This is a genomic window from Streptomyces chrestomyceticus JCM 4735, assembly GCF_003865135.1.
Lineage (GTDB): Bacteria > Actinomycetota > Actinomycetes > Streptomycetales > Streptomycetaceae > Streptomyces > Streptomyces chrestomyceticus.
Map to the genome: position 1 here is coordinate 1,766,067 of NZ_BHZC01000001.1, position 22,941 is coordinate 1,789,007.

General features: G+C 73.9%; 19 protein-coding genes. 5 read left to right on the forward strand and 14 right to left on the reverse strand.

Annotated elements, in window-relative coordinates; translation table 11 throughout:
- Nucleotides 1-122 precede the first annotated feature (122 nt).
- From EJG53_RS07190 to EJG53_RS07220, 7 genes are all read right to left on the reverse strand, one after another.
- On the reverse strand, nt 123-2,033 hold the full coding sequence (locus EJG53_RS07190) for a CocE/NonD family hydrolase (protein ID WP_125049220.1): 1,911 nt from the start codon (nt 2,031-2,033) through the stop codon (nt 123-125).
- Nucleotides 2,034-2,287: 254 nt separating this feature from the next.
- Nucleotides 2,288-3,256, reverse strand: a complete 969-nt coding sequence (locus EJG53_RS07195) for a S66 peptidase family protein (RefSeq protein ID WP_125044142.1) — start codon at nt 3,254-3,256, stop codon at nt 2,288-2,290.
- The gene (locus EJG53_RS07200; RefSeq protein ID WP_125044143.1) at nt 3,253-5,244 is read right to left on the reverse strand and encodes a prolyl oligopeptidase family serine peptidase; all 1,992 of its coding nucleotides are present in this window, start codon (nt 5,242-5,244) and stop codon (nt 3,253-3,255) included. Before EJG53_RS07200 ends, EJG53_RS07195 begins: the two co-directional genes overlap by 4 nt.
- 213 nt (nt 5,245-5,457) lie before the next feature.
- On the reverse strand, nt 5,458-6,846 hold the full coding sequence (locus EJG53_RS07205; protein ID WP_125044144.1) for a M20/M25/M40 family metallo-hydrolase: 1,389 nt from the start codon (nt 6,844-6,846) through the stop codon (nt 5,458-5,460).
- Nucleotides 6,839-7,672: a M55 family metallopeptidase gene (locus EJG53_RS07210; protein WP_125044145.1), complete on the reverse strand. Its 834-nt coding sequence runs from the start codon at nt 7,670-7,672 to the stop codon at nt 6,839-6,841. The genes EJG53_RS07205 and EJG53_RS07210 overlap by 8 nt, the downstream gene beginning before the upstream one ends.
- A 545-nt stretch (nt 7,673-8,217) precedes the next feature.
- On the reverse strand, nt 8,218-9,123 hold the full coding sequence (locus tag EJG53_RS07215) for a class I SAM-dependent methyltransferase (protein WP_307721670.1): 906 nt from the start codon (nt 9,121-9,123) through the stop codon (nt 8,218-8,220).
- A gap of 53 nt (nt 9,124-9,176) precedes the next feature.
- Complete coding sequence (locus EJG53_RS07220) at nt 9,177-11,720, reverse strand: SpoIIE family protein phosphatase (protein ID WP_125044146.1); 2,544 nt, start codon at nt 11,718-11,720, stop codon at nt 9,177-9,179.
- A 365-nt stretch (nt 11,721-12,085) separates the two neighbouring features.
- Here EJG53_RS07220 and EJG53_RS07225 point away from each other — a divergent pair, with 365 nt between their 5' ends.
- Nucleotides 12,086-13,027: an AraC family transcriptional regulator gene (locus tag EJG53_RS07225; protein ID WP_125049221.1), complete on the forward strand. Its 942-nt coding sequence runs from the start codon at nt 12,086-12,088 to the stop codon at nt 13,025-13,027.
- 107 nt (nt 13,028-13,134) lie between these two features.
- Nucleotides 13,135-13,983: a dioxygenase family protein gene (locus EJG53_RS07230; RefSeq protein WP_125044147.1), complete on the forward strand. Its 849-nt coding sequence runs from the start codon at nt 13,135-13,137 to the stop codon at nt 13,981-13,983.
- Nucleotides 13,984-14,070: 87 nt separating this feature from the next.
- Here EJG53_RS07230 and EJG53_RS07235 read toward each other — a convergent pair whose 3' ends face one another.
- From EJG53_RS07235 to EJG53_RS07250, 4 genes are all read right to left on the reverse strand, one after another.
- Entirely contained in the window at nt 14,071-16,557 is a 2,487-nt protein-coding gene (locus EJG53_RS07235) for an MFS transporter (RefSeq protein WP_125044148.1), read from the reverse strand.
- Nucleotides 16,558-16,826: 269 nt separating this feature from the next.
- A complete protein-coding gene (locus EJG53_RS07240) occupies nt 16,827-17,273 on the reverse strand; it encodes an SRPBCC family protein (protein WP_031009819.1) in 447 nt (148 codons plus the stop codon).
- A gap of 233 nt (nt 17,274-17,506) precedes the next feature.
- The gene (locus tag EJG53_RS07245; RefSeq protein ID WP_125044149.1) at nt 17,507-17,704 is read right to left on the reverse strand and encodes a hypothetical protein; all 198 of its coding nucleotides are present in this window, start codon (nt 17,702-17,704) and stop codon (nt 17,507-17,509) included.
- Entirely contained in the window at nt 17,704-17,907 is a 204-nt protein-coding gene (locus tag EJG53_RS07250; RefSeq protein WP_125044150.1) for a hypothetical protein, read from the reverse strand. Before EJG53_RS07250 ends, EJG53_RS07245 begins: the two co-directional genes overlap by 1 nt.
- Nucleotides 17,908-18,058: 151 nt before the next feature.
- Here EJG53_RS07250 and EJG53_RS07255 point away from each other — a divergent pair, with 151 nt between their 5' ends.
- Nucleotides 18,059-18,781: a GntR family transcriptional regulator gene (locus tag EJG53_RS07255; protein WP_125044151.1), complete on the forward strand. Its 723-nt coding sequence runs from the start codon at nt 18,059-18,061 to the stop codon at nt 18,779-18,781.
- 303 nt (nt 18,782-19,084) lie between these two features.
- Here the strand turns inward: EJG53_RS07255 and EJG53_RS42275 are convergent, their stop codons facing one another.
- Nucleotides 19,085-19,279 carry a hypothetical protein gene (locus EJG53_RS42275; RefSeq protein WP_125044152.1) on the reverse strand — a complete coding sequence of 65 codons (195 nt, stop codon included), beginning with the start codon at nt 19,277-19,279 and terminating at the stop codon, nt 19,085-19,087.
- Between the two features lie 140 nt (nt 19,280-19,419).
- Here EJG53_RS42275 and EJG53_RS07265 point away from each other — a divergent pair, with 140 nt between their 5' ends.
- Nucleotides 19,420-20,526 carry a helix-turn-helix domain-containing protein gene (locus tag EJG53_RS07265; protein ID WP_125044153.1) on the forward strand — a complete coding sequence of 369 codons (1,107 nt, stop codon included), beginning with the start codon at nt 19,420-19,422 and terminating at the stop codon, nt 20,524-20,526.
- 122 nt (nt 20,527-20,648) lie between these two features.
- Here the strand turns inward: EJG53_RS07265 and EJG53_RS07270 are convergent, their stop codons facing one another.
- Nucleotides 20,649-21,524, reverse strand: a complete 876-nt coding sequence (locus EJG53_RS07270) for a GNAT family N-acetyltransferase (RefSeq protein WP_125044154.1) — start codon at nt 21,522-21,524, stop codon at nt 20,649-20,651.
- 108 nt (nt 21,525-21,632) lie between these two features.
- Between EJG53_RS07270 and EJG53_RS07275 the strand changes: the two genes are divergently transcribed.
- Nucleotides 21,633-22,223 (forward strand): GNAT family N-acetyltransferase, encoded by a 591-nt coding sequence (locus tag EJG53_RS07275; protein WP_244955025.1) that lies wholly within the window; start codon nt 21,633-21,635, stop codon nt 22,221-22,223.
- On the opposite strand, the gene EJG53_RS43295 is transcribed toward EJG53_RS07275, so the two are convergent.
- The gene (locus tag EJG53_RS43295) at nt 22,193-22,816 is read right to left on the reverse strand and encodes a HEAT repeat domain-containing protein (RefSeq protein ID WP_125044155.1); all 624 of its coding nucleotides are present in this window, start codon (nt 22,814-22,816) and stop codon (nt 22,193-22,195) included. The two genes, EJG53_RS07275 and EJG53_RS43295, sit on opposite strands and share 31 nt — an antisense overlap.
- Between the last annotated feature and the right edge of the window lie 125 nt (nt 22,817-22,941).

The following is a 22,941-nucleotide window of genomic DNA, read 5'->3' on the forward strand; positions in this document are numbered from 1 at the left end:
CCTGGTGCGGTGCATCGCAAGGCGGAGCATTGCCCTCGGACTGGGTGTCCGTGGGTGATGCGACAACGCCGCGAGGTGCCGTGCCAGGCGTCGCGGGCCCAGGATGATCCGAAAGACACGCCCTAACCGTCCAGCTCCCCCGCCGTGTCGGCCCCGTCCGGCATCTCCATGACCACCGGCAGGTCGAGCGTGCCGGTGTGCCCGTGGGAGCTGCGTACGGTCACCTGCTTGGTGCCGCGGTTGCCGAAGTACGCGTTGTCGCTGGCGGCCACCACGAACCGCAGCCGGTGCCCCGGCTCGAAGCGGTGCACGATCGCGGGCAGGTCGACGGTGAACTCCCTGGTCACGTCCGGCACCCGGACCGGCGCCACCAGGCGGTGCACGAGGGTCTTGGCGCCGTTGGGCGCCACGTCGTAGAGCTTGGCGAACAGGACCAGCTTGTCGGCCGCGTCGCCGGAGTGCTGCACCCGCTCGGCCGCGGGCGCCTCCACCCGCAGGGTGGCCCGCGGCGCGCCGACCACGTCCACGGGCCGCCCCCGGACCGGGGCGGACGTCCAGTCCAGGTAGGTGCCCCGGGTGTCGTACGGCTTGGGGTTGGGCAGCCTCAGAAGTTCGGCCAGCGAACTCTCCGAATGGCTGGAGGAGATCCGCCAGTTGCGGTACGAGCGGCTGCCGGGCACCACATCGGATCGGCTGCCCACCAGCCGGCCGTCGCCGGAGAGGTACAGCCGGTGCGGGATGCCCTCGGGGAAGACCTCAGAGGTGCCGTACACCGGGCCGTGGCGCACCCAGTCCCGGTAGTACGCGAAAGCCGGCCCGGTGTCGGCGTCCCACTCGTGCCGCAGATAGCGGCCGAACCACGCGAGGACCCGCCGCCCGACGTAGCTGCTCTCGAAGTTGCCCTTCGACAGGTCGAGTTCGCCTTTCGCGGGGTCGGCCATGCCGCCGCTGTGCCCCCAGGACTGCCAGATCATCGCGGTGTCGGTGCCCTGTGCCCGCAGGGCCTCGAACGTCGCGGCCGCCTCGTTGAGGGTGAAGAGGGTGTCCGCCTGCCCCTGCACGAGCAGGGTCGGTGTGCGGACCGAGCCGAGGTAGGAGACCGGGGAGACGCTGCGCGCGTAGCGGAGCACGGCTTCCGTGCGGGCGGCCGGGTAGTGGCCGGAGTTCAGCAGCTTCTTGGTCTCGCACGCCTGCGCGACGAAGTGCACACAGCCCGAGCCGCCGCCGCGCGAGGGGTCCATGCGCGGTCGCAGCAGGCCCTGTGCCTCGCCGATGAGGTAGAAGCCGTTGGTCCACTGGTACTTGTACGCGCCCGGGCCCGGGCCGGTCACGCCGGAGGTGCGGTCGGCGTGGTTCGGCGCCATGGCGTAGCCGAGGTCGTGCCAGGTGATCAGCGGGACCAGGGCGTCCAGCCGTCCGTCGACGGAAGCGGTGGCCAACTGGATGGCGCCGCCGTACGAGCCGCCGAACATACCCACCCTCGGGTCCCCGGGGCCGTCCTGGGTGACGTAGTCGACGCGCGTCCCGTCCCGCGCCGTCCGCTTCCCGGCCAGGAAGTCGAGGAGCCCGCTCGCCGCCCGCCCGTCGATGCGCGGGTCGTCCAAGGAGATCGGGCAGCCGGTACGGCCGAAGCCGAGGCCGGAGTAGGCCAGCGCGACATAGCCGCGGGCGGCGAAGGCGCGGGCGATGGCGTCGGTGGAGCCGTCCGACTTGCTGCCGCCGAACCCGTTGGTGGTCAGGACGGCGGGTGCCGGGTGCGCGGCGTCCACACCCGTGGGGCGGTACAGGTCGGCGTCGAGGGCGCAGTCGCGGCCGCCGGCCCGTACCGGCAGCTTCAGGGCGGTGACGGAGTACCCGGGGTGCCGGTTGCCCGCCGCGCCGGCCGTCCCGGCGGCGCTCACCGGCCCGATGAGCGCCGCGCACGCCGCGAGGCACACCGAGGCGGAGACCGGCAGCCGGACGTGCCGGGACCGCGCCGCGCGCCGGACGGGCCGGGCCGCGGCACGGGGCAGGGCTCTGGACACGCTGGGCACGCAGACCTCCACAAAGGCACGCCGCACCGGGCGGTCGGTGGCGGCCGGCTCATGTCGTGACACGAGTAACAAGGTGTCGACGCTCGCACCGGGGATTGTCTCCCGAGCCGCGCCAGGTCCATCCGAAAGGCTCCGCCCGGACCACCCGTTGGGCTGCACGAACACCGGGGCCGGGCTCCGGCGGATCACCCGTACGAGTGCGGCGCCGGGGGCGTGGCGGGCAGGCCGTATCGCTCGTCCGGGTGGATTCGCCGTCAGGAGCGTTCGCGCAGCGCCGGTACGTCGTAGGTGAGGGTGCCGGCCGTCGCGTCCAGCTCCGCCCGTACGCCCAGCGGCACGGTGAGCGCCGAGTCGCCGTGCCCGAAGCCGAACTCCTCCGCCACCGGGACGCCGAGGGGCCCGAGGCGGTCCAGCAGCACCGCGCGGATCTCCTCGTACGGGCCGCAGCGGGCCCACGAGCCGAGGACGACGCCCGCGACGCCGGTCAGCCACCCGGCGCGCAGCAACTGGGTCAGGGCGCGATCGACGCGGTACGGGGGCTCGCCCACGTCCTCCAGGAGAAGCAGGCCGCCGGCCGCGCCCGCGCGGGCGTGCGGCGTACCGAGGTCGGCGGCGAGCAGGGACAGGCAGCCGCCCAGCGTGACGCCGCTCGCCCGCCCCGGCACCAGCGGCCGGGCGGTCGGTGAGGTGACGGCCCGCACCGAAGCGGGCTCGAACAGCGTGCGCCGCAGGTGTTCGCGGGTCGGCTCGTCCTTGAGGAACACCTCGCCCGCGACGGCCGGGCCGTGCAGCGTGACCACCCCGGCGCGCACCGCGAACGCCTCGTGCAGCGCGGTGACGTCACTGAAGCCGATCAGCGACTTGGGGCCGTGTGCCCGGAAGGCGGCCCGTACGGCCTTCCAGTCCACGAGGTCGGCCATGCGCTGCGCGCCGTAACCGCCGCGCGCCGCGAAGACCGCCGCGATGTCCGGGTCGCACAGCGCCTCCTGGAGATCGCGGGCGCGTTCCCCGTCCGTGGCCGCCAGGTACGGCAGGGTGACGTGCCGGCCGCGTACGTGGGGTGCCTCGACCGGGTCGAGGTCCCAGCCGCGCAGCAGGTCGGCCCCGGCGTCCAGCCGCTCCGGGTCGACCGGGCAGCTCGGCGCGACCAGGGCGACCCGGTCGCCGGGCGCCAGGCGCCGGGGGCGCTCCGCCGTCCGTGTACCGGGGTGACCAGCCGTCACTTCGTCAGTTCCAGCACCGGTACGTCCGTACGGTCGATGCCGAAGACCTGGACGTACAGCGACAGTTCCGCCTCCACGGCGCGGACGATGGTCTCCGCGCGGCGGAAGCCATGGCCCTCGCCCTCGAACGCCAGGTAGGCGTGGGCGGTGCCGTGCCGGCTGACCTCCGCGAGGAAAGGTTCGCACTGGTCCGGCGGGCAGACGGCGTCGTCGAGGCCCTGAAGGAGCAGGAAGGGCGCGGTGATCCGGTCCGCGTGCCGCAGCGGGGAACGGTCGCGGTAGCGGTCCGGGACCTCGTCATACGGGCCGATCAGGCCGGTCAGGTACTGCGACTCGAAGTCATGGGTGCCGTCCTCGATCCAGCCCACCAGGTCGAGGACCGGATAGCTGATCGACGCGCAGGCGTACAGACCGGTCGTCACCAGCGAGGCCGCGGCGGTCCAGCCACCCGCGCTGCCGCCGCGGATCGCCAGCCGGTGCCGGTCGGCGGTGCCCTCGTCGGCCAGCGCCTCGGCGACGGCCGCGCAGTCCTCGACGTCCACCACGCCCCACTGCTCGCGCAGCCGCTCGCGGTAGGCGCGTCCGTAGCCCGTGGAGCCGCCGTAGTTGACCTCGACGACACCGATGCCGCGGGAGGTGAAGTAGGCGATCTCCAGGTTCAGTACGAGCGGGATGCGGCCGGTGGGGCCGCCGTGGGCCCGGACGACGTAGGGCGGCAGTTCGCCGTCGGGGGCGCGGTGGCCGGGGCTGTGCGGCGGGTAGATGTGGGCGTGGATGTCGCGGCCGTCGGGGCCGGTGAAGGTGCGGAGCTGCGGCTCGGGGTAGTGCACCGGGTCCACCGCGTCGGCGTGCCGGGCCGCGATCACCCGGGCCCGGCCCGTACAGGTGTCCAGTTCCACGATCTCGTACGCGCTGCGCGGGCTGGCGGCGACGCCGACCACCCGGCTGCCGTGCACGGCCAGGGTGGACGCCCACTCCGTCCACGGCCCGGCCGCGTCCACCAGTTCTCCGCTGACCGGGTCGAGGATGCCGAGCGCCATGGCGCCGCGGCCGTGCAGCACCGCGATCGTGCCGCCGTCCAGCGGCAGGAACCAGCGCGCGCCGAGCTGCCACAGCGCGCCGCCGAACTCCTCCTGGCGGGGCCTGCACAGGCGCCTGCCGGGGGCCCCTGCGGCGTCGGGGTCGGCGCGGCGCAGTTCCCACCAGCCGTCCGCGTCGGAGACGTACAGCAGGGTGCCGTCCGTGTCCCACTCGATCTGCGGTACGGACTCCTCGGCGCCGCCGGCGATCGTCCGTACGCCGGTGAACCCGCCGCCGTCGGTGATGTCGGCGAGCAGCACCTCCGTGCCGTCCCACGGCATCCGCGGGTGGTCCCAGGCGATCCAGGCGGCCCGCCGCCCGTCCGGCGAGATCCGCGGCCCGGTGACGAAACGGTTGCGGTCGTCACTCAGTTCCCGTACGGCCGCGCGGTCACCGGCCGCCGAGCCGTCCAGCGGCACCGCGGCGATCACCCGGCGTACGTCGGTCGGGCGGGGGCCGGTGAACTCCTCCAGGACGCACCACACCTCGCCCCGGTCCAGCCGCAGGACCGGGTCGGCCCAGCGCAGCCCGCCGCCGACGGCCGAGACCGGGGTGAGCGGGCGGGGCGCCGCGTCACCGTCCGGCGCCCAGGCGTACAGCCGCTGGTCGGCGAAGTGACAGAACACCAGGACCGTGCGGCCGTCCGCGTCCACGCCGGCGGCCCAGGGCTGGCCGCCGTACTCCATGACCCGGCTGCGGACGTTCCAGGGCTCCGGCAGCAGTGTCTGTTCCGCGCCGTCGGGACGCCTGCGGACCAGCGCGCGCCGGCCGCCCTCCGCGGGGCGGCCCTCGGTCCACCACACCTCGTCCCCCACCACGCCGACGTACTCGGGCCGGCCCTCGTGCTCGGCGACCAGCCGGGCGTCGATCGGGGACGGCCAGGCTCCGTAGGGGGCCGTGGTGACCATGGTGGCGTTCCTCCTCAGGCGTTGGAGCCGCCAAGCCTGTCGTACGCGGGGCCGGGCATCAACCCGTACGGTTTCCGCACGGAGGTCCCGGCCTGGCCGAATTCGACCGGTCCGGAGGGGAACCGGCGGGCGGGGGTGCGCCTCCAGGGGCGGAAGGCCCGGCGGTTCGCGGTCCGCCGGGCGGTTCGCGGTCCCGGCGGCCCCAACGTTCCTTCAGCCGCTCACCCCGGGCTGCGGCCGCCCCGTCGACGCCCGCAGGAAGTGGTCGAGGACCCGCACGCCGAAGTGCAGCGCCTCCACCGGGACGCGCTCGTCGACCCCGTGGAACAGCGCCTGGTAGTCGAAGCCTTCGGGCAGCTTGAGCGGCGAGAAGCCGTATCCGGCGATGCCCAGCCGGGAGAACTGCTTGGCGTCCGTGCCGCCCGACATGCAGTACGGGACCACATGGCCGTCCGGGTCGAAGCGCTCGATCGCGTCCCGCATCGCCGTGTACACCGGCGCGTCCACCGGCGCCTGGAGGGCCACCTCGCCGTGGTCGTACGCCCAGGACACCTCGGGCCCGGTCAGCCGGTCCATGGTGGTGCGGAACTCCGCCTCGCCGCCGGGTACCACCCGGCCGTCCACGTACCCGACGGCGTTGCCCGGGATGACGTTGACCTTGTAGCCGGCCTCCAGCATCGTCGGGTTGGCGCTGTTGCGGACCGTCGGCTCGACGAGCGCGGCCGACGGGCCGAGCTTGCTGAGCAGCGTGTCCACGTCGAAGTCCGGGGCGTCCAGGCGGGCCTCGATGCCGTGCAGGGCGGCCAGTTCGGTGAGTGCCGCGCGTACCGTGTCGGTCAGGCGTACCGGCCAGCGGTGCTCGCCGATACGGGCCACGGCCGCCGCGAGCCGGCTGACCGCGTTGGCGCGGTTGACCTTCGAGCCGTGCCCGGCCTTGCCCTCGGCGGTCAGTTTCAGCCAGGCCGTACCCCGCTCCCCCGCCGCGACCGGGTACAGCCGCATCCCGCCGCCCGCGTGGAAGGTGAAGGCGCCGGACTCGCTGACGCCCTCCGTGCAGCCCTCGAACAGGCCGGGGTGGTGGTCGGCGAGGAAACCCGAGCCGTCGATGGCGCTGGCCTCCTCGTCGGCCGTGAACGCCAGCACCAGGTCGCGCCGGGGCCGGACGCCGGTACGCGCCCACTGCCGGACGGCCGCGAGCACCATCGCGTCCATGTTCTTCATGTCCACGGCGCCCCGGCCCCAGACGACGCCGTCCTCGACCTCGCCGGAGAACGGGTGCCTGCTCCAGTCGGCGGGCTCGGCGGGCACCACGTCCAGATGCCCGTGCACCAGCAGGGCGGCCGCGCCCGGGTCCGCGCCCTCGACGCGCGCGACCACGTTCGTACGCCCCGGGCTGCGCTCCAGCAGCACCGGCTGCAGACCGGCTTCGGCGAGCCGCTCCGCGACGTACTCGGCAGCCGGGCGCTCCCGGCAGTCGCCGCCGCCGCGGTTGGTGGTGTCGATACGGATCAGATCGGACGTGAACCGCACGACCTCGTCGAGGGCCTGTCCGTCCACCGCGTCGCCGTCGCGGTCCGCCGTGCCGTCGGCGCTGTCAGCCATATTGCTCCTCCACCGCCGACGACACGACGGTGGTGACCGTCTTGAAGCAGCGGATCGCTTCGTACATGTTCTCGCTGGTGTACGCGACGCGCCGTTCACCGGCGGGCTCGACGCCGGGGACGCAGGCCGCCTGGACCACCAGGTGCTCGGCGTCGAACTCGATCTCCACGGTGAACGGGCCGCCGCGCACCGGCTCGGTGCGCACCGCGAGGGCCGCCGCCTCGCGCGCGGCGGCTCTGATCTCCGCCGCCGTACGGGCCGGGGGCCGGCACACGGCCGCGTACCGCGAGACGTAGTCCTTGACCGCCACGGCCCGCGCCCCGGGCGCGTACCCGGCGGCGTCCTCGCAGGTCCGGTCGTCGCCGGTCACCAGCACCACGGGCACACCGTATTCGGCCACCACCAGGGAGTTGAGGTACCCCTCGCTGGCGCGCGTGCCGTTCACCCACACGCCCGTCAGGGAGTTGGCGAGGTACGTGTGGGCCAGCACGCCTTCCGTGCCGGCGCCCGTGTGGTAGCCGACGAACGCGACGCCGTCGACGTCGCCGTACTGGACGCCCTCGACCATGCTCAGCGCCTTGTGCTTGCCGGTGAGCAACTGGGCCCGCTCGTCGAGCTGCTCCAGCAGCAGGTTGCGCATGGACCAGTGGGCCTCGTTGACCAGCACCTCGTCCGCGCCGCCGTCGAAGAACCCGGCGATCGCCGCGTTGACGTCACCGGTGAACACGGGCCGGAACCGCTGCCACTGGGCGTGGCCCGGCAGCACGTCGTCCGGCCAGGTCACTCCGGTGACGCCCTCCATGTCCGCGGAAATGAGGATCTTCACCACGCACCGTCCCGTCACAGCTAGCAGGCGGACCGCTCCGGCACCGGCCCGGCCGACCGCGCCACCGGGCAGGCCTCCCACCATAACCAGGACCGGCCACCGCACTCCCGACCTTGACGCGACTGCATCCGTACGGCCGGTCCGGCGCCGCGCCCCGGCCCGCTGCGGGCCGTACCGGGCCCCACCCCCGTGTGGGCCCGGTACCCGTCCGGGCCCCCTTCCGGGCAGGCGCGCCACCCGGCGACGCCCCCGCCGGCGGCCGGACTGCCCGGCCGTGCACCACCGTGCCGTCCGCCGCCCCCGCCCCGCATCCCACTACAGGGCGGGGCGTCTCCGCCGTACGGGGGAAGTACGGGGGGTCTGGAGGGGGATGCGGGGGTGGGGAGTGGGGGGCGAGAGGGGTGGGAAGTGGGGGGGCGGAAGGCGTGGGGGCGCCTGTGGGTGGACGGCCGCGAAGTGGCCGGCTGCGGGGTTACGCCGACCGCCTCCGGGTATCCCCCGCCGGGGGGATGATCTCGTTCGATTTGCCCCGTAGGGCGGCTCGCCTACCCGCCCGGCCCTACGGCGCCCGGTGCCCCACGGCCCCAGCGTGCCACGGCGCCCGGCGCGCCACCGCGCCCAGCACACCACGGCGCCCCCTGACGGCGTGCAGCCGCGCAGCCCGACCCCCGCATCCGGCCTCTCCACCCCGGACTCCACCCCGCGCAGCCCTGACCAGCGCCGCTGCGCTCAGCCCGCCGCCCCGCCACCAGCCAGTTGGTCGGGATCTCGATGCGGGAGCCGTCCGCCCGGTACTCGGTCGTCGTCAGCGGGAGGCGGCCGGTGGCCAGCACCCGCAGGCCGTAGGCGGCGAGCAGTTCGGGGACGACGGAGTCGGCCATCTCGCCGGGTGCGATGCCGTGCGCGAGGACCGCGCGGAGCTTGCCCGGTGGACCGTCGGGGCTCTGCGCCAGGGAGGCGAAGACGTCCCTGGACGCCTCGGCCGGTTCGACGGCGAAGATCCGGCCGCGCCGGCCCAGCAGCGTCGCCACGTTCCGTACGATCCGGGGCCGGTCCTCGGCGGCGCACTGGTGGAGGACGCCGCGCAGGTACACGTTGACGTCGCCCAGTTCGCCGTGCAGCGCGCGCACGGCCGCCGCGTCGGCCGCGTCCAGGCAGCGGTATTCGGCCATGCCCGACGGGTCGTCCGCGCGGGCGCGGGCGACGGCCGCCGGCGAGAGGTCGACGCCGATCGCGCGCGGACAGCGCCCCGCCAGGAAGCGGGTCTGGGTGCCGTTGCCGCAGCCCAGGTCGACGACCGGCAGCGCGGCGTCGAAGTGGGCGGCGAAGAGCGGCAGATGGAGCTCGGCCGTCAGGGAGGGGTCGGAGTCCCAGAAGACCTCGCCCGCACCCGCCGGGGCGTCCCGCCAGAAGCCTTCCCAGGCCCGCAGGTAGTGGCTCGAAGCGCTCATGGCTCATTGCTACTGCGGCGCGCGACACCCCCGCAAGTCCGGCGACCGTCCTTTCATGCGCTGTCGCGGACCGGCGTGCGCCCGTCGCGCGGCCAGTTGCTTCCGATACGGGACAGAGTCTGCTCGAACCAGACCGTCTTACCGGTCGCCGTCCGGCTCGTGCCCCATTCCCGCGCGAGCCTGCTGACCACCCGCAACCCACGCCCGAACTCGTCGTCGTCCGCCGCGCTCAGCATCTGCGGCAGCGCGTGGTCGTCGTCCGACACCTCGCACAGCAGGGCGTCCGTCCGCACCAGCCGCAGCACCACGTGCTGGGTGTGCGCATGCCGTACGGCGTTGGTGACGACCTCGCTGACCAGCAGCTCGGCGGTCTCCGAGGCCGCCTCCAGCCCCCACTGCGCCAGCCGGCGGCGGACCAGGCGGCGGGCGCGGCCCGCCTCGCGCGCGTCGATGGCCAGCCGCCACTCGGCGACGTCCTGCGGGGCGATGCCGTTGAGCCGCGCCATCAGCAGCGCCACGTCGTCCTTGCGGCCGCCGCGTACGTTCAGCGCGCGGATGATGGCGTCGCAGGCGTCGTCCATGGAGGCGGCCGGGTGGGCGGCGGACTCGGCGAGCGCCGCCAGGCCCACGCCTATGTCCTCGCCCCGCACCTCGACCAGGCCGTCCGTGCACAGCACCAGCCGGTCGCCCGGCGCCACCGGGACCGTGACCGCCTCGAACGGCACGCCCCCTACGCCGATGGGCGCGCCCGTCGGCAGCTCCAGCAGCTCGCTGCGGCCGTCCACGGCCCGCACCAGGACCGGCGGGATGTGCCCGGCGTTGGCCATCACCAGCCGCTGGCCGATCGGGTCGTAGACCGCGTACAGGCAGGTGGCGAGGTAGTTGTCGCCGAGCCGCTGGGCGAGGTCGTCCAGGCTGCGCAGCAACTGGGCCGGGTGCATGTCGATGGCGGCCATGGTCTGCACCGCCGTCCGCAACTGACCCATCATCGCGGCGGAGTTCAGGCCGTGGCCCATCACGTCGCCCACGACGAAGGCGGTGCGCGACCCGGGCAGCTTGATGGTGTCGAACCAGTCGCCGCCGACCCGGCCGAGGCGGGTGCCCGGCAGGTAGCGGGTGGCGGTGTCGCAGCCGGCCATCCGGGGCGCGATGTGCGGCAGCATGCTGTCCTGGAGCGTCTCGGCGACGTTCTCCTGGTAGGTGTACATGCGGGCGTTGTCCAGGACGAGGCCGGCCCGGGCGGCCAGTTCGGCGCCGGTGACCCGGTCCATGTCGTTGAACTCCATCCGCTCCGGATTGCGCAGCAGGATCATGAAGCCCAGGACCACGTTGCGCGCCTTGAGCGGGACCACCAGCAGCGAGCGCCGGTTGATCAGCGGACTGATGTCGCGCTTCTCGAACTGGGCGGCGATCGCGTTGCCCAGCTCCTCGCTGATGCGCGGGATCAGCACCGGCTCACCGGTGGTCATGCACTGGAAGAACGGCGTGTGCACCGGAAAGGGCATCGACTCGCCGACCGGGACGACGTCGTCCCACCGGCCCGGCTCGTCGTTGTGCTCCACCGCGACGCGGTGCCACATGGTCGTGGCGTCCGGCGGGCCGTCGGGGAAGCCCTCGCCCGCGATGACCTGTTCGCGCAGGTAGGTGCCGGCGACGTCGGTGAAGCGCGGTACGACGGCCTCGCTGACCTCCTGGATGGTATGGGCCAGGTCCAGGGACGAGCCGATCCGGCCGCTGACCTCGTTCAGGAACTCCAAGCGCTCCCGTACGGCGGCGTATTCGAGGTCGGACTCCAGCTCCGCCGCGGCCTCGGCGGCGGCCCGCGCGTCCCGGTCGCCGCTCGCGGCCCGCTGCAGCCGGGCCCGCCGCTCCACCCGGCGCGGCACGCCCCAGTCCGGGGTGACCGGGAAGCGCTCCTGCTGGCTGACCTCCAGCACCGGATAGCCCAGCGCCAGCACCTGGGAGACGATGCGGGCGCTCTCCTGGGGGCTCATGCTCGGCAGAATCTGCGGGAGTTGGGCGGCCAGCACCTCGGACCCCTCGAAGTCCGTGTGCAGCGCGAAGCCGGGGACGAAACGCTCGATCTCCGCGGCGTCCTCGCCGGCCGGGCCGGACGCCGCGTCCGCGCCGCCGCGGCCGTGCAACTGGTCGGCGTCCGCGGCCAGGACGAGCAGCCGCTCCGCACCGGGGCCCACCAGCGGATACGCCCACCACAGGAGATCGACCGTGCCCCGCTCCACGTCCGCCATACGGGCGCGCCCCGCGGTGGGGTAGCCGGCCCGGCCGTCCAGCGACATCTCCAGGCCGGGCCCGTCGCACGGGCCGCCCGCCGGTTCCTCGTCCCAGCTCCGCGCCGTCCACTCCTCCTCGCCGAGCGCGCCGGAGACCGGCATCAGATCGACGGCGGGCGTCCCCACCGCGTCCTCGCGGGAGGGTCCGAAGAGCCTGCGCGCGCCCGTGCTCCAGTGGGAGACCAGTCCGTCGCCGTCCACCACCACTACGGCGAGCGGTATCCGCCCGGGCACGGGGTCCCGTGGCGCCGGCACCTGAGGCACCGCGCCCACCCTGTCGTCGCCGTGCGACGGGCCACGCTCCATGGGCGGTTGCTCCTTCGTACACCGATCTTGCACCACCGCTACCACGGTACGACCGTGGGGTGACAGCGCGGGCCGCATTCACCGAATAGGTGGTGCGCCCCGCGCGAACGACCATGGCGCGAGGTGACCGGTCGTCCCGGGCGCCACTGCCGTCCCGTCCCGCACCGGCTCAGCCGAATCGTTCCTGCCGGGACCGGTCGCGGTCTTGCGGGCGTCCGTATGGTGAGGACGTGCCCAGACGGACCGAACAGGTGACCGCGGGGGCCCGCCGGACCGCCGCCCGCCGGGCCGGGCGGCAGGCGGGCCCCGCACCGGACGTCTTCGCCCCGCGCGGCGGCAACGACCAGGCCGACGGCCCCGTACCCCTGCACCGCCTCGACGTGCCCGCCCCCCACCTGCTGCCCTTCGCCATCGGCTCCTTCGACACCATCGGCCCGCTCTCCCGGGCCGGTTTCCCGCACCGGCACTCCTTCCACGAGATCGTGTACGTGACGGGCGGCACCGGCACCCACGTCCTCGACGAGGACCGCCGGCCGCTGTGCCCGCCCCACCTGTGCTTCATCACGCCGGGCCAGGTGCACTACTGGGACGGGGTGCACGGTCTGCGCGGCTGGGTGGTCCTGTTCACCGACGACTTCCTGCTGGCCCACCCCGGCGACCGGGACGCGCTGGCCCGGCTGGGCGAACGCCCGTGGCTGCGGCCCGGCCCCGACGACGCGGCGCGACTGTCCGGCCTGGTCGGCGAGATGCTGCGGGAGTACGGCGAGCGGGCCCCGTCGTTCACGTCGGTGCTCCAGGCGCAGCTTCACATACTGATCGCCCGCGCGCTCCGGATGTCCGCACCGCACAACGCGCCGGGCCCGGGCGGCGCACCCGGTTCCGGCGAAACCGGCGCCGGGCGTACGGACTTCGCGTCCGGCCGGTCCGCCCTGGTGGCCCGGGAGTTCACCCGGCTGCTGGCACAGCCGGGCTCCCTGGGCCGTTCCGTACGGTCCTACGCCGACGAACTGGGCGTCTCCGTAGGGCATCTGACCGAACTGGTCAAGCGCGGAACCGGCCGGACTCCGGGTCGGCTGATCCGGCACGCACAGACCGTGGAGGCGAAGCGGCTGCTGTCCGGTTCCGACCTGACGGTGACCCAGGTGGCCCGCCGGGTGGGGTTCGGGGACCCGGCGTACTTCTGCCGCTTCTTCCGCCGGGAGACGGGCCTGAGCCCCGGCGACTTCCGCCGGGCCGCGGACGGCACCGGAGGAATTCACCATGACCCCGGTGCCGAGTCCATCGCTGCGCCGCGGCGGCCCGAATAGCGTCTGTCGCCGTCAGCCAGCCCCTGAGGCGAGGACGGTCCCGGCTCCTGCTGCCACCCCGTGACCGGGGCCGCCCCGCCCTTCCCCCCTGCTCACAGGAGCGCCCGATGGACGACGAACGCACAGACCGCACCGAGCCGGTGCAGGACGGCGGCCCGCGCAGACGGATCAGCCGCAAGAACGTGCTCAAGGCCGCCGTCGCGGCCGTGCCGCTGCCGATGCTGCTCGGCGGCGTCGCCCTGGCCCGCGACACCAAGCCCTCCGAAGGCACGCTCACCCCCACCCCGTACTGCGACGACGGTGACCACCCGACGCCGCCGCAGATGGAAGGCCCCTACTTCAAGCCGAACTCGCCCCTGCGGGACTCCCTGATACAGCCCGGCACGCAGGGCACCCGGCTCACCGTGAGCGGGTTCGTCTTCGGGCTGACCTGTCAGCCCCTGGCCAACGTGCTGCTGGACTGGTGGCAGGCGGACGTCAACGGCGCGTACGACAACGTGGGGTTCCGCTTCCGCGGGCACCAGTTCACCGACCAGCGCGGCGCGTTCAAGCTCAGCACGATCGTGCCGGGCCTCTACCCGGGCCGCACCCGGCACCTGCACGTGAAGGTCCAGGCGCCGAACCAGCCGATCCTCACCACCCAGCTCTACTTCCCCGGCGAGCCGCGCAACAACACCGACCCGATCTTCGACCCCGCGCTGCTGATGAACGTACGGCAGAACGGGTCGGCCAAGGAGGCGTCGTTCGACTTCGTCCTGCGGGTGCGCGGCGGGACCACGCCGACGCCGACGGGCAAGCCGACCGAGCCGCCCGGCGGCACCTGGTCCGCCGGGACCGACTACCGCGCGGGTGACCAGGTCACCTACGACGGCGCCCCGTACGCGTGCCTCCAGCCGCACACGGCGCGCGCCGGATGGGAGCCGCCGGCCGTTCCGGCGCTGTGGCGCCGCACCTGATCCGGGACACCGGTGTCCGGCCCGCGTACCCGGGCCGGGCAGGCCGGTGCCGGTCCGTGGTGGGGCCGGCACCGGCCGGGCGGCCGGTCAGTCCCCGTACCCGAGCTGGAGGTCGCGCTCGGTACGGCCGCCGCCCGTGACCTGGAGGACCGTCGCCACCGGCGGGTAGCCCGCCGCGACGACGGTGTACTCGCCCGCCGACAGGTCGACGAACCGGAACAACCCGTCCGGTCCGGTGGTCGCGGAGTCCACCACGTTGCCGGCCGCGTCCAGCAGCGTGACCCGGGCGTCCTCGACGGGACGCCCGCCGCCGGACCGTACGGTGCCGCGCAGCACCGCGCCGCCCGCCAGCTCGATGTCCTGCCGGGTCTCCCGGGCCGACCCGACGGTGACCGGCAGGGCGGCGGGGCGGTGCGCGGGGGAACTCACGGCGAGGGTGTACTCGCCGGCCACCAGCTCCGTCAGGACGTAGCCGCCCTCGCGCCCGCTGCGCCCGGTGGCGACCACCTCGCCGCGTACGTCGGTGAGCGTGACCGCCGCGTCGCGCACGGGCGTGCCGTCCGCCGTGGTGACCGCGCCGGACAGCCGTCCGGCGCCGCCGAGCAGCAGGTCGAGCCCGACCGGCCGCTCGCCGACCGTGACGGCGACCGCCTGCGGCCGGTGCCCGCCGGCGGCGGCGATCAGCACGTACGCGCCGGGGCCCGGCGCGCTCAGCGCGTACCGGCCGTCCGTCCCGGTCGCGCCGCGCGCCACCTGCCGGCCGTCGGTGCCGACGAGGGTGAGCGCGGCGTGCGGCACCGCGCTGCCGTCGCGGTGCCGGACCGCGCCGCCCATCGGAACGCCGGGCACGTACGGATCGTCGGCGGCGGCCGGTGCCCGCGGCGTGCGGTCCGGTTCCGGGCGCTCCGGCGGGCCGGGCACCACCGCCTCCGTACGGGCCTGCGGCACGGAGAGCGCGTCCCGCTGCCCGGCGGGCGGGGGGATCGGGACGTGCGGGAAGGGTGAGGCGTGGGTCACCAGGGGTTTCTCTTTCAGGAGGACGGCGAGCAGCAGGCCCAGAAGGAGCACCGGGAGGAGGTAGAGGAGGACGCGCGGGACGGTGTGCGCGTAGGCCGCGGCCGGGCTGTCGCGCAGTACGGCGGGGAGGGCGCCCAGCAGCCGCGGCACGAGTGACTCCGGTTCGGCGGCGCGCGGCGTGGCGCCCCGCGGACCGGGACCGGCGTGCCCGGCGAGCCGGTCGGCGAGGAAGGTGAGGAAGAGCGCCGCGCCGACGCAGCCGCCGAGCTGTCGGAGCGTGGCGTGCGTAGCCGTATCGGTAGCGGTAGCAGTGGCGGGCCCAGCGCGCCGTACGGAGTCGCGTACGGCCAGCACGAGCCCCGGCAGCACGCAGCCGACGCCCAGGCCCAGCGCCCCCGTCGCAAGGGCGTGCAGGGGCTGCCCGGCGTCCTGCGGCGCCCGGCACAGCAGCCACACCGCGCCGCCCATCAGCGCGCAGCCCAGGATCGGGAACAGGCGGTGGCGGCCGGTGCGGCGGGTGAGGTGGCCGCAGAGGACCGCACCGAGCGCGAGACCGGCCGTCGCGGGCAGCATCAGCAGGCCCGAGCGGGACGGTGACGCCCCGTCGGCCACCGGCAGAAAGGTCGGCAGGTACCCGGCGGCACCGAAGAGGGCGATGCCCAGGGCCGCTCCGACCAGCCCCGGGACGGCGAACACCGTGTCCCGGGCCAGGCGGAGCGGCAGCAGCGGGTCGGTGCCGAAGTACTCGACGGCGAGGAACAGCAGCGCGGTGCCGAGCGCGCCCAGCCCGAGGCCGACGACGGTCCGCGAGGTCCAGGCGTACTCCGTACCGCCCCAACTCACCGCCAGCGCAACGCAAGTGGCGCAGACGGCGAGCAACAGAACCCCCGCCGGGTCGAGTCGGCCCCGGACAGCAGGCTTGGGCAGCCTCGGCACGAACGCCGCCACGAGCAGCGCCAGGACGCCGAACGGTACACCGGAGAAGAAGCACCAGCGCCAGGAGGCGTGGTCCGTGAGGAAGCCGCCGAGCAACGGCCCGGCCGCGCAGGCGAGTCCGCAGAGGGAGCCCGCACCGGCCATGATCCGGCGGCGCAGGCCGGGCGGCACGAGGCTCGCGACGACCGCCTGCACCCCGATCAGCAGGCCCCCCGCCCCGGCCCCCTGGAGGGCGCGGAAAGCGGTCAGCTCCCCCAGGGAGTGCGACCGGCCGGCCAGCACCGAGCCGGCGGTGAACAGGACCGCGGCGACGACCAGGGCCGCCTTGCGGCCGAAGGCGTCACCGAGCTTGCCGTGCAGCGGCAGACCGGCCGCCGCGGCGAACAGGTACACGGTCACCACCCAGGAGACCGTGCCCGGGCCGCGCAGGTCCCCGGCGATCACCGGCAGCGCGGTGACGGCGACCGTCGCGCCGAGGGCGCCCGGCAGCAGCGCCGCCAGCAGCCCGGAGAGGAGGGCCGGTGCCCCTCGGGGGCCCGGCGGGCCGCCGTCCTCCGCCCAGGCCGGACGGATGTCCGGTGCCGCCCACCGCCCCTGTTCGGTCAGGGTGGTACCGCCCACGTAATGCTCCCCTCGTCACGCCTGCGCCGCCGCCCCTTTCTCGCATCGGGGGCAACGGCGTTCAAGCGCGGCGAGCGGCGGTGGACGGGGCGGCGCGGGGGGCCAACTGCGGTGCCGGGAGCGCCCGTCGGTCGCCCATCAGGCGTTTCCCGGAGGTGGCGGTACGTTCCGGCACGGACGGCGGGCCGACGGAAACCACCCGAACCGGTGAGCGTGCCGCGCCCCTCCCGGGGCACGGCAACGCCCGGTCCCCCGGCGTCAGCGCCGGGTCACTTCTTCTCGGTCTCCTTGGCGAGGTTGGCGAGCAGCTCGTCGTAGATGCGGCCCAGCCCCTTGGGCGCGAAGGTCCGTTCGAAGAAACCGCCGATGCCGCCCGCGCCCTGCCAGGTGGTGGTGACGACGACGTTGGCGCGGCCCTGGCCGGCCGGGGTGACCACCCAGGTCGTCACCATGGAGGAGTTGCGGTCCTTCTCCACCAGTTGGCCGTCGGTCGGCTCGTCGACCTCCAGCAGGCAGTCGCGCACCCGCTTGCTCGTGGCCTGGAGCTTCCAGTGGACGAGAGTGCCCTTGCCGTCGCCGCCCTCGCGCACCTCGTACTCGCTGAAGTGTCCGGGCAGCAGCTTCTGACGCGTACCGCTGTAGTCGGCGAGCGCGTCGAACACGTCTTCCGGGTCCGCCGCGATCTCGCGCTGCGTACTGGCCTCGACCTGGCCCATGGTTCTCTTCCTCCGGTGCTCGTCTGCTGATCCCGCGGCCCCGCGGACCGTACCGGCACCGCGCCGGCCGCAGGACCACCACCTTAGGCGGGGCCCGGCCTCCTAGACGCCGCGAGCGGAGGGGCCGGCTGCCGGTCCGGCGGCGCGCCGGGGGCGGCGAGACAGAGCTCGCGCGAACGTACGTTCTATTGCCGCGCCCGGATCGAGCCTCCGGCGCCCGCAGCGTCAGCGACTCAGACCGGATTCACCGCGCCGGGCGGAACCAACCACTCCCGTCCCCCGCCCTCCGGCCGCAGAAAGGCAACCGTCTGCGCGGGGCACCCACTCGGACGGACGGTGGGATCTCGGTAGCCCTCGATCACGTCACACAGGACGCCGACGCGCCCGGCGTCGTCCTGGACCCGCTTGCCGATGTCTTCCGGCGTGACCATCAATGCCCCTCGGGGTGTCGTCGCAAGTAGACGTTGCAGTCGGTCACGGTCGATATGTCGCCCACGGCGCGCGCACGGATCCGCACGGCGACGAGCTCCGCGCACCCCGCGCACCCCGCGCACCCCGCGACCGGAGTCGGCTCCACGTCGAAGCGCAGCGGCAGTTCCACCGGCGCTGACGGGTATGTTTTCGGCTCGCTCATGACACGTCGCCTCGAAACGTCTTGCGGCCGACCCCTTCCGGGTCGGTGCTCTAGTTCAGTATCGGAGTGACCGAAGCACTCTCGCTACGGTTACCGGTGCACTAGTGTGCCGATACTGACAGAGCGTCAACTCGACCGAGAGGCATGCCGCATGGCTAGTCAGAAGACGTTCACGAAGATCGCCGATCATTTCCGGGAGCGCATCCTGTCGGGGGAACTCGAACCCGGCGCACGGTTGCCGACCAACCGGGAGATCGCCGGGCAGTGGCAGGTGGCGGCCGCCACCGTCTCCAGAGCCCTGCAAGCCCTCCAGGTCGAGAACTACATCAGGACCACGCCCAGGGGCACCTACGTCGCCGACGACCCCAGGTGGACGCTCTCGGCACGTGACCGGCTGACCCGCGTCCAACGGGTCAAGTCGTTCTTGGCGGAGGGCGAGACGAGCCGGGTCACGGCCGCCGGGCTGGTCGTCCCGCCGCTCTACGTCGCCGAGCTCTTCGACCTCGACGCCGGTGATCAGATCGTGCGCCGGGAATGGCTTGCCGGCCGGGGAAAGACCCGGACCGTGTTCGCCGTGACGTGGTACCCGGCGCCGTTCGCCGCGCTGGTGCCCGACTTGCTGAACACCGCTCCAGGACGGAACCACGGGCTGTCCGCGCGGGTCCTGGAAGCCACCGGGCGCACCATCACGCACGCCAGGGACGACATGCACGCCCGGACCGCCGACGCGCGGGAGGCCGGCGCTCTCGGACTCCCGGTGGGGTCTGCGATCCTGGCGGGCGCCCACAGGTGGTCGGACGACGCAGGGGTCATCGAGTACGGGGAATGGTGTCTGCCGCCCCGGTTCACGATCGGATACGAGTACCAACCCTGAAGCCCGTACGAGGGCCGTGCCGCCGTCACGTTCCGGTCTCCGTTCTCCGCGTCGTGCGGGACAACACGAAAGGCCGCCTGCCGGCACGGGCAGACGGTCTCTCGGACCGGGTCGGGTCACTCAGCGTCGGACAGCACCCGGTGCAGCGTCGCGCGAGACACCCAACTGGCGCTGCTCTGAGATGCGGGCCAGTCGGGGGCTCAGCGGTCCCGCTATCAGCCCCGCCGCGCGGCGGACGGCAAAGAATGCCGACGCGCCCGGCGTCGTCCTGGACCCGCTTGCCGATGTCTTCCGGCGTGACCATCAATGCCCCTCGGGGTGTCGTCGCAAGTAGACGTTGCAGTCGGTCACGGTCGTTATGTCGCCCACGGAGCGCGCACGGATCCGCACGTTGACCAGCTCGGCGCACCCCGCGCACCCGTCCACCGGAGCCGGTTCCGGCTCCAGACGCAATGGCAGTTCGATCGGTGCACTGCTGTACCGCGTCGGCTGGCTCATGTCGGCCACCCCCTTGGGTCTCGGTCACGTGGATACTCCCGCCGGCCGACGGAGCGAGGTAGGGGCACCTCCAGGGGCAAGTGGCCCTCGATCACTGCTCCACCCCTGTCCGGTGACAGCGATAAGGGCAAGATGGGCACATGGCCATCGGGGCGCTGATCAAAGACCTACGCAAAGCTCGCGGCTGGAGTCAGGGGCGACTGGCGTCAGCAATCAATGACGCCTTCGGGACGAACCTCGACCGGGAGTACGTGAGCCGCTGGGAACGCTCCAAGGTGACTCCGGGGGCTTACTACCTCCGGTGCCTGTCGGCCGTCCTTGACGTGCCCCTGGCCGCTCTAGAGGGTGAAGTGAAGCGCCGTACGTTCCTGACCGATGCGGCCGGAGCCGCGATAGCGCCCGTGGTCGCCGCGGACCTCCTCAGCGTGGGTTTCGCCGCCCGGCTCCGAGGGGGACCTTCCACTGACGCGTGGGAGGCCAAGCTCGCCACGTACGGCACCGAGTACATGAGCCTGGGAGCCGCCGACATCCAGCAGCGGGTGTCCGGCGAACTGGTCGTGGTGCAGCAGCAATTGGACAACCCCCGGCTGTGGTCCGTGGCAGCTCGGCTGATGACGCTGTACGCCAAGACTTTTCCCGGCTCCGACGGGTCCAAGGCGGTGCAGTGGTACCGCCTTGCGGCGAAGGCGGCGGACCAGTCGGGCGACGATGACGCGCGCGTGTGGGTCCGGGGGCGGGCAGCCATCGCGCTCGGGTACGAGGGGGCGTCACTGGGCGTAGCCGACGTGCTGGCCGACCAGGCGATGGCCATCAGCGACCGGCCGTCCCTCGGGCTCTTGAACGCCATCTTCGGCAAGGCTCACGCAGCAGCCCTCCGGGGTGACGTGACCACGGCGCAAAAGCTCATGGACGACGGGCGGCGCGTGTTCGACAAGGCTGGGTCCTACGCGCAGACCAGCGACTACGCGGTGCCGTGGTGGCGCATGAACGTGTTCGTCTCGCTGTTGGCCGCGCGCCTCGGGGACGAGGCCACAGCCGTAGCGGCACAGGATGCGGCACGGCGGGAACTGCCCACGGAGTTGCCCCGGTTCGCGACGCACCTGGAGATGCACCGAGGTCTCATGCTCGCCCGTTCCGGAGACGTGTCCGGAGGAGTGACGTACGCGCAGAACGCGCTGGACTCGCTGCCCCCGGAGAAGCACTCGCTCACGCTGCGGCTCCTGATGGCTGAGGTTGAGCAGTCCTGACGACGCCGGCGGCCCCGAGCCCGTACGCACACCCGGCACAGGTGCGGCGCACGCATCCGGCGCTGCCCTCAGCGGGGGCCCTCCTGGTGCTCAGTGGTTCCGGCCCCGGGTCTCGTCCGGCATCAGCCCCCGACCTCATTCCGGTACCGGTCCCGGACCTCCGGAAGCCGCCGGAATCCCGCCGACGCGTAAGTGGCAACAGCCCCGGTGTTGGAGCTCGGAGTGCACACGACCGCGCTCGACGACCCGAGCTGCCGGAGTGCGGCCGCAGCCGCGACGGTGATCGCCTTGCCGTAGCCGCGACCGCGATGCTCCCGGTGCACGCCCATCGGTTCGAGCAGGCCGGGCCTCCCCGGGCCCGCCGACCACACCGTCACCGCCGCCACCGCGTCGCCCCGGTCGTCGTACGCGATCAGGCACCGCGCGTCGGCGTACGGCGCCCCGGCCGCCATCGCGTGCCAGTTCCCGTCCGTGAACGTCGACCCGTCGAACGCCGCCCGCTGCACGGCGGCCCGCACGGACGCCTGCCGCGGCCCGGCCACCTCGATCCGTACGCCCGGGTCCTCGACCGGCTGCGCGAGGTCGCGGCGCAGCGGCGTCCACGGCTCGTCGGTGTCCCAGCCGTCCTCGGCCAGCAGATCGTGGAGCAGCGCGTCCGCCGGTGCGTCGACGCTTGCCTTCCCCGCCGGCAGGACGCCGCGCTCCGGGCCGGTCACGTCCTCGGCCAGCCGCCGCGCCAGTTCCTCGTCGCGCCGGGCGTCCGGTGCGAGCGCCAACCGGAGCAGGCCGGGGCCGTCCAGGAGACCCACGGCGAGCGTCCGCCCGTCCCGGCTCCAGGTCCGGACCGCCGCGGCCGTCGCCGCCGCGCCGAACCGCCGGAACCAGCCGAGGTCCCCCGGATGCAGTTGCACCGGCGCCCGGTCGTCCTGCCACTCCCGCAGGGCGGCCGCCACCTCGTCCAGCCCGTCCGCTCCCGGCTTGCCCAGCTTCATCGCCATGCCCGCATCTCACACCACCGCCCCAGCCCTGCGCACCCGAATTGGGCGGGTGGTCGCCACCGGTAAATGACCGGTGGCCGAGGAACCGTTGAGCCTAAGTTGGCGGCCATGGTGGAACCGGTGCGGATACGGGACATGACACAGGCCGACATCGACGCCGTGGCGGCCATCCGGGTGCGCGGCTGGCAGGCCGCCTACGCGGGGCTGATGCCGCAGGCGTACCTGGACGGGCTGAGCACTGCCGAGGACGCCGCCAGGCGACGGGAGTTCTTCGCGGCGGCGCCGCCGGAGGTGGTCAACCTGGTGGCGGAGCGGGACGGCGGCCTGGTCGGCTGGGCGGTCTTCGGGCCGGCCCGGGCCGTCGACGGGGCACCGCCGGGGCCGGCGTCCGAAGGTGAGCTGTACGCCCTGTATCTGCCTCCGGAGCACATCGGTACGGGTGTCGGGCGCGCCTTGATGGACGCCTGCCTGGTGCGCGCCGGGCGGAACGGTTTCCGTGCGCTGTGCCTGTGGGTGCTCAAGGGCAACGCGCGCGCCCGGCGCTTCTACGAGCGCGCCGGTTTCCGGGCCGACGGTGCCGAGGAGGCGTACGAGGTCGCGGGCGTCGCCGTACCCGAGGTGCGCTACCGGCGGGCCCTCCCGCCCGCCGAGGCGCTCCCGGCGTGCGCTCAGGACCCCGCCCGCTCCTCCGGCTCCTGAACGCCCAGGCGGGCCAGGGAGGCGGCCGCCGCGGCGGCCAGGCGGGGGTGGTCGCGGGCCGCGGTGAGGGCGGGGACCGCGCGGCGGTCGCCCAGGGCGCCCAGTCCTTCGACGCAGGCGAGGGCCACGCGCCAGTACGGGTTGTGGGGGGTGAGGAGGCGTTCCAGGGTGGCGATCAGGGCCGGTACGGATTCGGGGGCGCGGAGTTCGGCCAGCAGACGGACCGGGTGCAGGGCGTAGGCGGTGCGCAGCGGGTTGGTGGCGAGTGCGGCGGCGGCGCGGGCGGTGCGCGGGTCGCCGAGGCGGCCGAGGGCGTGGGCGGCGGTGGCGCACCGTACCGGGTCGCGGTAGTTGAGCAGCAGGACGAGGGTCTCGAAGGCGCGGCGGTCGCCCGCGGTGCCCAGGATGAACGCGGCGATCTCGCGGGCCCACAGCGGGCGCTCGACGGCGGTGAGCACCTGGGCCAGTTCCTCGCGTCCCGCCGTGGTGTTCTTGCGGGCCAGCCCGAGGAGCCGCTCGTAGGCGACGAGATCCTGCGGGGAGCGGAGTTCGGCCCGCACCCGGTCCGTCAACTCGTGGAATTCGTCTTCCATGTGCGACTCCCCTCCCGCGGAATTTCTCACGGTACGTCCGACGTGGCCCGGGCCACAGCCCCTATCCGCGCGCCACCCCTGGCGCTCCTGGTTACCGGCGAGTTAATCTGTGGGACACGGGCAGC